Source organism: Pseudonocardia sp. NPDC046786 (genome assembly GCF_040645415.1).
In the GTDB taxonomy this organism is placed as follows: Bacteria; Actinomycetota; Actinomycetes; order Mycobacteriales; family Pseudonocardiaceae; genus Pseudonocardia; species Pseudonocardia kongjuensis.
Window position 1 is genome coordinate 78,836 of the sequence record NZ_JBEYYF010000026.1, and the last position, 10,403, is coordinate 89,238.

Annotated in this window: 9 protein-coding genes; 7 read left to right on the forward strand and 2 right to left on the reverse strand. The window is 75.1% G+C overall.

Annotated features, from left to right (window positions below; translation table 11 throughout):
• Positions 1–222 precede the first annotated feature (222 nt).
• The 5 genes from ABZ881_RS25885 to ABZ881_RS25905 are packed head-to-tail and all read left to right on the forward strand — an operon-like array spanning position 223 to position 5,701.
• A complete protein-coding gene (locus ABZ881_RS25885) occupies positions 223–1,794 on the forward strand; it encodes an ABC transporter substrate-binding protein (RefSeq protein WP_358488197.1) in 1,572 nt (523 codons plus the stop codon).
• Positions 1,795–1,796: 2 nt separating this feature from the next.
• The gene (locus ABZ881_RS25890; RefSeq protein WP_358488198.1) at positions 1,797–2,729 is read left to right on the forward strand and encodes an ABC transporter permease; all 933 of its coding nucleotides are present in this window, start codon (positions 1,797–1,799) and stop codon (positions 2,727–2,729) included.
• Positions 2,726–3,607, forward strand: coding sequence for an ABC transporter permease (locus ABZ881_RS25895; RefSeq protein ID WP_358488199.1), 882 nt, complete (start codon positions 2,726–2,728; stop codon positions 3,605–3,607). The genes ABZ881_RS25890 and ABZ881_RS25895 overlap by 4 nt, the downstream gene beginning before the upstream one ends.
• Complete coding sequence (locus ABZ881_RS25900) at positions 3,604–5,013, forward strand: ATP-binding cassette domain-containing protein (protein WP_358488200.1); 1,410 nt, start codon at positions 3,604–3,606, stop codon at positions 5,011–5,013. The genes ABZ881_RS25895 and ABZ881_RS25900 overlap by 4 nt, the downstream gene beginning before the upstream one ends.
• Positions 5,006–5,701 (forward strand): (2Fe-2S) ferredoxin domain-containing protein, encoded by a 696-nt coding sequence (locus ABZ881_RS25905; RefSeq protein WP_358488201.1) that lies wholly within the window; start codon positions 5,006–5,008, stop codon positions 5,699–5,701. The genes ABZ881_RS25900 and ABZ881_RS25905 overlap by 8 nt, the downstream gene beginning before the upstream one ends.
• Here ABZ881_RS25905 and ABZ881_RS25910 read toward each other — a convergent pair.
• Complete coding sequence (locus ABZ881_RS25910; protein WP_358488202.1) at positions 5,674–5,805, reverse strand: hypothetical protein; 132 nt, start codon at positions 5,803–5,805, stop codon at positions 5,674–5,676. The genes ABZ881_RS25905 and ABZ881_RS25910 overlap by 28 nt on opposite strands.
• Positions 5,806–6,065: 260 nt before the next feature.
• Between ABZ881_RS25910 and ABZ881_RS25915 the strand changes: the two genes are divergently transcribed.
• Complete coding sequence (locus ABZ881_RS25915; RefSeq protein ID WP_358488203.1) at positions 6,066–7,235, forward strand: serine hydrolase domain-containing protein; 1,170 nt, start codon at positions 6,066–6,068, stop codon at positions 7,233–7,235.
• A 233-nt stretch (positions 7,236–7,468) separates the two neighbouring features.
• Entirely contained in the window at positions 7,469–8,842 is a 1,374-nt protein-coding gene (locus ABZ881_RS25920; RefSeq protein WP_358488204.1) for an AI-2E family transporter, read from the forward strand.
• Positions 8,843–8,921: 79 nt separating this feature from the next.
• Here the strand turns inward: ABZ881_RS25920 and ABZ881_RS25925 are convergent.
• A partial coding sequence (locus ABZ881_RS25925; RefSeq protein ID WP_358488205.1) for an HAD-IC family P-type ATPase occupies positions 8,922–10,403 on the reverse strand: 1,482 nt, incomplete at its 5' end.

Consider the following 10,403-nt stretch of genomic DNA (forward strand, 5'->3'; position numbering starts at 1 on the left):
GCCGCGCCGAGATGCCGCTCAGCGCGCGATGTTGATCTTCACGGCCCGCTGAGCTGCATCTCGGCGATGGGAGGGGTGCGGCGGGGGAGTCCCGGTTCCCGCGCGGCGAACATCACTAAATATGCCCAGTTGTTCAAGTGTGGGGTATGACTCTCTCTGATCGGTCGCGATCATCCGGTTCGTCCGGTGCGCGGCCAGCCCGACGCAGCGCAGGAGGACCCCGTGACCCGCATACGTGCCCTGACCCGGCTGGCCGCCGCCGCGGCCGCGGTCCTGCTCACCGCGGGATGCATGCAGACCACCGGCGGCGGCGAGGCCGGCGGCGACCCGCCGAACACCGTCACCTTCGCCACCGGCTTCGCGATCGACGACCTCGATCCGCTGGAGAACGGCTTCTGGGGCCCGGAGTTCGGCTACGTCGAGCTGCTGATGCGCCCGGACCGGGCGGGCGAGCCGACCCCCTGGGTGCTGACCGACCTGACCTCGACCGGACCGACGACGTGGCGGCTGACCCTCCCCGAGGGGGCGTCGTTCGTGAACGGGACGGTGCTCGACGGCGCCGCGCTGGCCGACCTGGTCACCTTCCAACTCGCCGAGAACGCGCCGCTGGCCGCCGCGCTCCCCGGCGCGACCGCGGCCGCCACCGGACCGCTCGAGGTCACCCTGACCACCACGCAGCCCGCTCCCAGCGTCCCGGCGCTGCTCGCCGACGAGTCGATCCTGCCGGTGTACGACGTCGCGGCCTACCGGGCGCACCGCGAGTCCGGGGCACCGGCGTCCGACCTGGTCGGTGCGGGCATCTACACCGGGCCGTACGTGGTCGACTCCCTCGACGGGTCCGCCGCGCAGCTGTCGCCGCGAGCCGATCACTGGCGGGGCGCCCCCGCGCTCAGCGCGGTGACCGTGCGGTTCGTGCCGGAGGCCTCTGCCCGGATCCAGGCGGTCCAGTCCGGGGAGGCGGACATCGCGCTGTACCCGTCGACGTCGTCGGCGCCGACGCTGGAGGCGCGCGACGACATCTTCTACGTGACCGGCGAGCCGACCGGTCCGACCTTCCAGCTGGTGCTCAACCAGCACCGGGCCCCGTTCGACGACGACCGTGCCCGCCGCGCCGTCTACTCCGCGGTCGACTACGACGCCATCGCGAACGACGTCATGAACGGGCTCTATCTGCCCGCCACCGGCCTCTACGTGGACTCCCGGCCGTGGGCCGAGAAGACCCAGACGACCGACGTCGCAGCCGCCGCGGCCCTGCTCGACGAGGCCGGCTGGGTCCGGGACGGCGAGGGCCCGCGCACCCGGGACGGGCAGGAGCTGCGGTTCTCCGTGCTCACCTACCCGCAGCAGCCCGACTCGGACACCATCGCGCTGGCGTTCCAGGCGCAGCTCGCCGAGCTGGGCGTCGGCGTCGACATCCGCCAGGTCCCGGATCTCGACGCGGCGATGCAGCAGCCCGCGGACTGGAACGCGGCCGTCGCGGGCAACGGGTTCATGTCCTACGGCGGTGACCACGTCTACCCGCTGGTCCGCTACGTGAGCACCGGCGGGGAGCGCAACCACGCCGGCATCTCCGATCCCGAGCTGGACGCCCTGATCGACCGGCTCGCCGTCGAGCTGGACACGACCGCTCGCGACGACCTGCTGCGACAGATCCAGTGGCGGATCGCCGAGCGCGGCCACCTCGCCTACATCGGGCTGCGCAAGCCGGCCGTCGTCACCGGACCGGCCTGGCAGGGCTACGAGATCGAGGGCTCCAACCTCTGGGTCTCCCACGACACGGCACCGACCGGCTGACCGTGCTCGCCGTCCTCAACCGGGTCGGCCAGGCAGTGCTCACCCTGGCCGCCGCAGGCGCGCTCGTCTTCGGGATGCTCGCCGTCACCCCCGGCGACCCGGCGCAGCGGGTGCTGCAGGCGCGCGGGATCACCGAACCGACCCCGGCCGCGGTCGCCGCGGTACGCGCCGAGCTGCGGCTCGACGAGCCGCTGCCGGTCCGGTTCGGGCGCTGGGCGGGCGACGCCGTCCGCGGCGACCTCGGCGTCTCGTGGCGGACCGGCCGGCCGGTGAGCACCGAGTTCGCCGACCGGCTCCCCGCGACACTGCGGCTGACCGTGGCCGCGCTCGGCCTGGCCGTCGGGGCGGCGCTGCTGCTCGGCACGGTCGCCGCACTCGGCGCCGGCCGGTGGCCGGACACCCTGGCCCGCGGGATCGCGCTCGGCGCGCTGGTGGTGCCGAGCTTCGTGCTCGGCGTGGTGCTGATCGACGTCCTGGTGGTCCGGGCCGGTCTCGGCCGGGTGATCGCCGACGGCACCTTGGCGACCGTGTTCCTGCCCGCGCTGGTGCTCGCGCTCGGCTCGGTCGCCATCTGGTCCCGGGTCCTGCGCACCAGCCTGCTGGAGGCCGGCTCGGCGACGCACCTGCGGGTCGCCGCCGCCCGCGGCGCGGGCCCGGTCCGGCGGCTGCTGGTGCACCAGCTGCCGAACGCGATCGCCCCGTTCCTCACCATGGTCGGGCTCGGCACCGCGTCGCTGATCGGCGGCGCCGCGATCGTCGAGAGCGTGTTCACCTGGCCCGGGGTGGGGCGCTTCACGGTCGAGGCGATCAACGGCCGCGACATGCCGGTGATCGTCGGGTTCACCCTGGTCGCGGTGGTCGCCTACGTCCTGGCGAGCCTGCTGATCGACCTGCTGTGCGCCGGGATCGACCCGCGCCTGCGGAGCCCGCGGTGACCGGCGCGGGGATCCTCACACCGGTCGCCGAGCCGCCGGTCCGGGCGGTCGGGCGCGGGCTCGGCCGGGCGCTGCTCGCCCGGCCCGCCGCCCGGGTCGGCCTCGCCTTCGCGGTGCTGCTGGTGGCCGCCGCCGTCGCCGGGCCGTGGTTGCTGCCCGATCCGGACGTGCCCGACTACACCCGCCAGCTCGCCCCGCCGGGACCGGAGCACCTGCTCGGCACCGACCAGGCCGGCCGCGACCTGCTCGCCCGCACGGTCGCGGGCGCGCGCAGCTCGCTCGGCGCCGCGGCGCTGGTGATGGCGCTGTCCGGGGTGATCGGGCTGGTCGTCGGCACCGTCGCCGGGGCCGTCGGCGGGATCGTGGACGCCGTCGCCACCCGGATCACCGACGTGCTGCTCGGGCTGCCGACGCTGGTCCTGACCCTGGCCGTGGTCGGCATCCTCGGCCCCGGCCACCTGAACCTGGTGCTCGCGATGGCGCTCACCAGCTGGGCCCACCTGGCCCGGATCGCGCGCAGCGTGGCCCGGGGAGCGGCCTCCCGGCCGGACGTGGTCGCCGCCCGGATGGCCGGGATCGGCCCGGTCCGCGCCGTGCTCACCCACGTCGTGCCGGGGGTGGCGGTGCAGGTGTCGGTGGCCGCCACCCTGGGACTGGGCGAGGCGGTGCTGGCGCTGGGTGCGCTGTCGTTCCTCGGGCTGGGCGCCCAGCCGCCGACCGCGGAGTGGGGCACCATGCTCGCCGCCGGCCGGGAGACCTTCGCCGCGGCGCCGTGGCAGCTGATCGGTCCGGGCGCCGGGCTGGTGCTCGCCGTCGCCGCCGCGACGCTGGTCGGCGACGCGCTGCGCGACGTCACCGATCCGGAGCGACGCCCGTGAGCGCGCTCTCGGTCCGCGGGCTCACCGTGGTGTACCCGGGCTGTGACCCGGCCCGGCCCGCCCTGCACGACGTCGACCTGGACATCCCGCCGGGCGGCCGGTGGGCCGTGGTCGGGCGGTCCGGCTGCGGCAAGACGACGCTGGTCCGCACGATCCTCGGCCTGCTGCCCCCGGGCGCGGTCGTCACCGGCAGCGTGCGCGTCGACGGGCGGGAGATCCTCGGGCTGCCCGAACCGGAGCTGCGCCGGCTGCGCGGGCGGACCATCGGCTACGTCCCGCAGGACCCGTTCGCGGCCTGCGACCCGCTGCGGACGGTCGGCCATCACGTGACCTCGGCGTGGCGGTCGCACCGGATGGTGCCGCCGCCCGGCCGGGTGGCCGCCGATCTGGCCGGGGTCGGCATCGACGACGCCGCCCGCTGCGCCGCCCGGCACCCGCACACCTGGTCCGGCGGGATGCTGCAGCGCGCCACGATCGTCGCCGGGACCGCGCACGGTCCGCCGCTGACGCTGGCCGACGAGCCGACCAGCGCACTGGATGCCGAGCTCGCCGACGACGTGCTCAACCTGGTGCGCCGGTGCAGCGGGGCGCTGCTGCTGGTCAGCCACGACCTGGCGCTGGTGGCCCGGCACGCCGGTCACGTCCTGGTGCTCGACGACGGCCGGGTGGCCGAGCGCGGACCGGCCGACCGGCTGCTGTCGGCCGGCCCGGCGACGACCGGACCGGTGGACCGGTCGTCGGCGCGGGGGAGACCGGACGGCGCGGTCGTCGTGCGGGGCACCGGGCTGACCCGCCGCTACGGCCCGGTGACCGCGGTGCACGACGTGTCGGTGACCGTGCGGGCCGGTGAGGTGCTCGCCGTCGTCGGCCGGTCCGGTTCCGGGAAGTCGACCCTGGCCCGGCTGCTGGCCGGGATGGAACGCCCCGACGCGGGCACCGTCGAGATCCCGGGTGCCGGGCCCGGGCACGTGATGCCGGTGTTCCAGGACCCGGTCGCGTCGCTGGACCGGCGGTGGCCGCTGTGGCGGACCCTGACCGAGCCGCTGCGGGCCCGCGGGGAACGTCCCCGCGGCGCCGCCGCCCGGGCGATCGCGGCCGGGATGCTGGACCGGGTCGGGCTGGCCGGGATCGACCCGGACCGGCGACCGGCGACGCTGTCGGTCGGCCAGGCGCAGCGGGTCGCGATCGCCCGGGCGCTCGCCGCCCGGCCCGCGCTCCTGGTGGCCGACGAACCCACCGCCAGCCTGGACGTCGCGACCGCCGACGCGATCACCGCGCTGCTCCGGTCGCTCGCCGCGTCCGGGACCGCGGTCGTCGTCGTCAGCCACGACCGGGAGCGGCTCGCCGGTTACGCCGACCGGACCCTGGTGATGCGGGACGGCACAGCGGAGGAGACGGATGCCTGAGACGTCGGAACGCGCCCTGGTCCTGGTGGCCCGGCCGACCCCGTCCGGGGTGGACGGCCGGTCGCTGGCCCGGCTGGCCGCCGCGGTCGCCGGGCGGGTGCCCGGCCCGGTCCGGGTGGCGCACCTGGACCAGGAGGACCCCTCGGTGCCGGTGGTGCTCGACGCGCTCACCGCCGAGCGGGTGCCCGCGGTGCTGCTGGTGCCGCTCGCGGTGCCCGCCGACCGCTACCTGACGACCTGGATCGGCCGGGCCGTCGCGCACTGGCGGGCGGGGTCCGGCCCGCCGGGAGCCGGCCCGGACGTGCGGATCGCGCCGGGCCTGACCGGGTTCGCCGCGGACGCCGTCGCCGAGCTGGCGCAGGACGACGGGGACCCGGTCACCGCCTCGGCCGCCGGGTTCGCCAGCCCGGCGTGGTCGGTGCTCGACGTGCCGGACCGGCACCTGCTCGTCTGCCGCGGGCCGCGCTGCCTGGTGCACGGCGCCGGTGCCACGCACCGGGCGCTCAGCGACGCGGCGCGGGGCAGCTCGACGCAGGTCACCCCGTGCGGCTGCCTCGGGCCGTGCAACCTCGGTCCGCTGGTGGTCGACCATCCGGACGGGACCTGGCACACCGCCGTCGATCCGGCGCGGGCCCGTGCGCTGGCGGGCCCGCGCCGTCCTCAGAGCGACGGTGACCGGGTGTCGTAGGCGTGCCGGGTCCGGAGCCGGCGCGGCCTGCCGCGCAGCACCTCGCGGAAGGTCGCGGCGGAGCCGACGACGACGGTCGCGAGCATCAGGATCTGGATCCACACAGGACTACCTCCGTACGGTTCTTCCTGCGGCGGTGCGTGGTGCAAACCCGCCGATGACCAGGATCCGCCCGGCCCGCGGGGGCGGACAGAGGCAGGAAGGACAGCGGTCCACCAATTCCTGCCACGGCGTTCGGCGGCGACCGGCCCACCCGTTGGAGGGGGTCGGGCCGCGACCGGATCCGACAGGATGGCGCCGGGAAGGCCCGTGGCTCACGTCACATCGAGGGCTCGACGTCACTGCGAGGGTCGTGGAGGACCGGATGGCGAACAAGATCGACGGAAGCGCGATCGACCAGCTGCTGCAGACCGCCGTGCAGGACGGCGCGGTGCCGCACGTGGCCGCGATCGCGGCCGACCGGGACGGGATCATCTACGAGGGCGGCGCCGGCCCTCGGACGGTCGGCGAACCCGGCGACGTCGACACCGGAACCCAGTTCCGGATCATGTCGATGACCAAGATCATCGCCACCACGGTGGCGCTGCAGCAGGTGGAGCGGGGCGCGCTGGAGCTCGACGCCCCGGTCGACACCTACCTGCCCGAGTTCGCCGACCTGCAGGTGCTGGAGAGCGTCGACGGCGACACCCCGAAGCTGCGGCCGGCCGGGGCCCGGGCGACGGTGAAGAACCTCATCACCCACACCAGCGGCCTGGGCTACTGGTTCTTCAACGAGAAGCTCGCGCGCTTCGAGCAGGTCACCGGGACGCCCAACGTGCTCGGCGGCGCCGGGGCGTTCGGCGCCCCGCTGCTCGCCGACCCGGGCACCACCTTCGAGTACGGCATCAACACCGACTGGCTCGGCCGGGTCGTCGAGAAGGTCACCGGCAAGGGCCTGGACGTGCTGGTCAAGGAGGGTGTCACCGGCCCGCTCGGGATGAACGACACGATGTTCCTGCTCGACGACGGCCGCAAGGCCAACGCCGTGACCGTGCACGTCCCGGCCGAGGGCGGCGGCTGGGCGTCGGCGGGGGAGCTGCTCCCGCAGGAGCCGGAGTGGTGGGCGGGCGGCCACGGCCTCTACTCCACCCCGCGCGACTACATCCGGTTCGAGCGCGCCCTGCTGCGCGGCGGCGAGCTGGACGGTGAGCGGATCCTGTCCCAGGAGACGGTGGACGCCGCGTTCACCAACCAGATCGGCGACCTCGACTTCCCGGCCGAGATCCCGACCGCCGACCCACCGATCACCGCGACCTTCGCGCCCGGCCCCGGGTTCAAGTGGGGCTACGGGCTGCTGCTCAACACCGCCGACGTCCCGGGGGCCCGCCGGGCCGGCACCGGGGCCTGGGCGGGGCTGTTCAACACCCACTTCTGGGTCGACCGCAGCACCGGCGTCTGCGCCTCGATCTACACCAACTCGCTGCCCTTCATCGAGGAGGGCGCGCTCTCCCTCTACGGGAACTTCGAGGGCGCCCTCTACGCGGCCCTGCGGTAGCACCGCACGTCCCGGCCGTCCCCGGATCCCGCTCCGGGGGCGGCCGTGGTGTGTCCGGACCGTCCCGGCGCGCTTCCGGCGGACGCGTCCCGGCGCCGTTAAGGTTGCGCCGCACAGCGCCCGGCAGGACCGGGCCCGGTACGAACGGGGTGGGGAAGATGGAGTCGCGGTCGCAACCGGCCGTCCGGGGGACGGGGCAGCTCTCCCCGCGCAGGGACCCGGCGGGAGGATCGGTGCTGAGCCCGGCCCCGGTGACCGCCTTCGCCAGCCGCGGGACGCTGATCGGCAACGGCCTGACCTGGATGGCGGCCTGGAGCCTGCGGCTCGCGCTGATCGCGGTCGGGTTCGTGCTCATCGGCTACGTGATCGGCAGCTTCTGGGTGGTCGCCTGGCCGGTGCTGCTGGCCATCCTGCTCACCACGGTGCTGCGCCCGCCGGCCGCCTGGCTGATCCGGCACAAGGTGCCGCCGGCGCTGGCGTCGATCATCGTGCTGCTGGTCGGGATCGGCGCGATCACCGGGCTGTTCGTCGCGATCGCGCCGTCGGTCGTCGGGCAGTCCCAGCAGATCGTCGACGGGGTGATCGCCGGCCTGGCGCAGATCCAGGAGTGGATCTCCGGGCCGCCGCTCAACCTCGGCGAGGGCCAGATCGGCGATCTCGTCGCCCAGGTCACCACGCAGCTGCAGCAGAGCGCCAGCGCGATCGCCGGCGGCGTGCTCACCGGCGTCTCGACGATCGCGTCCGGCCTGCTGGCGATCGTGCTGGCGCTGGTCCTGACGTTCTTCTTCGTCAAGGACGGCCCGCGCTTCCTGCCCTGGCTGACCTCGATCACCGGCCGCACCGCGGGCGGGCACCTGACCGAGGTGCTGTCCCGGATGTGGGCGGTGCTCGGCGGGTTCATCCGGGTGCAGGCGCTGGTCAGCCTGATCGACGCCGTGTTCATCGGCATCGGGCTGGTGCTGCTGAGCGTGCCGCTGGCGCTGCCGCTGGCGATCCTGACCTTCCTCGGCGGGTTCATCCCGATCGTCGGTGCGTTCGTCGCCGGCGCGCTCGCCGTGCTGATCGCCCTGGTCACCCAGGGCTTCACCACCGCGGTGCTGGTGCTGATCCTGATCATCGTGGTGCAGCAGGTCGAGGGCAACGTGCTGCAGCCCTTCCTGCAGGGGCAGAGCCTCAAGCTGCACGGCGCGGTCGTGCTGCTCGCGGTGACCGCGGGCGGCTCACTCGGCGGCATCGCCGGGGCGTTCCTCGCCGTGCCGGTCGCCGCCGTCGCCGCCGTGATGCTGCGCTACCTGGGGGAGCAGATCGACCGGCACGACCAGCGCTTCGCCGAGCACACGGCCGAGCACACCCCCGGGTCCACCGACGGTGCTGCTGCGGTCGGGGCCGCCGGACGCGCCGCGCTCGGCTCTGCTGCTGTGTCTGCCCACGGGACTGCCGGTGAGTCCGCCGACGGCTCTGCCGGTGAGTCCGCCGACGGTGCTGCTGACGGGTCTGCCGAAGGGCTCGCCGGGGACGCGGCGGACCGGAGCGGCTCGGCCGGGGAACCGGACGACGGGGACACCGCCGGAGCGGCCGGGAAGGCACGCCCGGGCACCGACGGCTGAGCCGGCCGCCGGCCGGGGCCGGTCGCCGCGCGCACGGCTCTCGGCCGCGGTCGCCCGGACCGCGCCGGGCCGGCTCCGGTCAGCGCCGCCCGGGGAGCCGGTCGATCCCCAGCACCCGGTCCATCAGCCGGAACCGGTAGGTCACCCACAGCACCACGAACCAGGACGCCAGCGCCGGGAGCACCACCAGGAACACCGGCCACGCGGCCCCGGTCAACCCGAAGTACGACGACAGCGCCGGGGTGAACAGCACCCCGGCGAACACGACGGTCAGCGCGAGCACCAGCCAGGCCGGGCGCCGGTCGGTGACCGGGCGGGTCCAGGCCGCCAGGAACCGGTGCGGTGGCCGCAGGAACAGGATGAGCCCGAACGAGGCGAGGCCGATGAACGTCGACAGCCCGGTCTGGGCGCCGATGGTGGCGGCCGCCTCGGCGAAGCCGGTGTCCTCGCCGTAGGTGAGCCCGGTGTAGCTCTGGAACTCCGCCAGCACCTGGGCCGGCGTCCGGCCACTGCTGAAGCCCTTGAGGATCTGCTGGTAGAGCGCGGTGTAGACGACGGTGCCGATGCCGGCGGTGACGACGGCGGCCGGGATGACGAACCGGCCCAGGCTGCCGAGCAGGTTCGGGTCCGGCTCGTCGGGTTTCGCCCACATGGTCAGGAAGAACGTCGGCACCCCCACCGTCAGCAGGGTCAGCCCGACCTGGGTCGGCGAGTAGGGGAAGCCGAGCCCGAGCATGGTGACGGCGAGGATGACCAGGCCCTGGGTGGCGACCCGGGACAGGAACACGTACATCGACAGCGCGATGCCGTCGATGATCCGCCTGCCCTCGGCGCGGGCCGGTAGCAGTGCCGAGAACGAGTCGTCGACCAGCACGATGTCGGCGACGTCGCGGGTGACCGGCGATCCGCTGCGCATCGCGACGCCCACGTGGGCGCCCTTCAACGCGCGGGCGTCGTTCACGCCGTCGCCGAGCATCGCCACATAGCTGCCGCGGCGGCGCAGCGCGGCGACGATCCGCTCCTTCTGCTCGGGGGCGACGCGGCCGAACACCGACGTGCGGGCGACCAGGCGCTCCAGCCCGGCGTCGTCGAGGTCGTCGAGCTCCGGCCCGGCGACGGGCTCGCCCGGTTCGAGACCGGCCTGCACGGCGAGCGCGGCCACCGTGCGCGGATCGTCCCCGGACAGCACCGCGACCCGCACCCCGTTCTCCCGGAACCGGGCGATGCTGTCGACGACCTCGGGACGCAGCTCGTCGGCCAGCGCGACCAGTGCGACCGGCTCCAGCCGGGGCAGCGACGGGCGCCCGTCGGCGGCCCGCAACCCGGCACCCGGGTCGGCGGCGCGGGCGAACAGCAGCACGCGCAGGCCGCGCCCGGTGCGGGCGGTCACCGCGTCCGCGGGCAACGCGGTCTCCAGCTGCGGGGCCAGCGCGTCGGGCGCGCCGAGCACCCAGGCGCCGTCCTCGGTGACCTGCCCCGACCAGCGCAGCGACGAGGTGAACGCGATCTCGTCGCGCAGCTCCCACGGGCTCCCCGGGAGCGCCCCGGCCAGCGCGGCCGA

What these genes read in the sequence shown, in the direction of transcription:
- ABZ881_RS25905 (WP_358488201.1), top strand. Translation starts at nt 5,006, where the DNA reads ATGCCTGAGACGTCGGAACGCGCCCTGGTCCTGGTGGCCCGGCCGACC.
- ABZ881_RS25915 (WP_358488203.1), top strand. Translation starts at nt 6,066, where the DNA reads ATGGCGAACAAGATCGACGGAAGCGCGATCGACCAGCTGCTGCAGACC.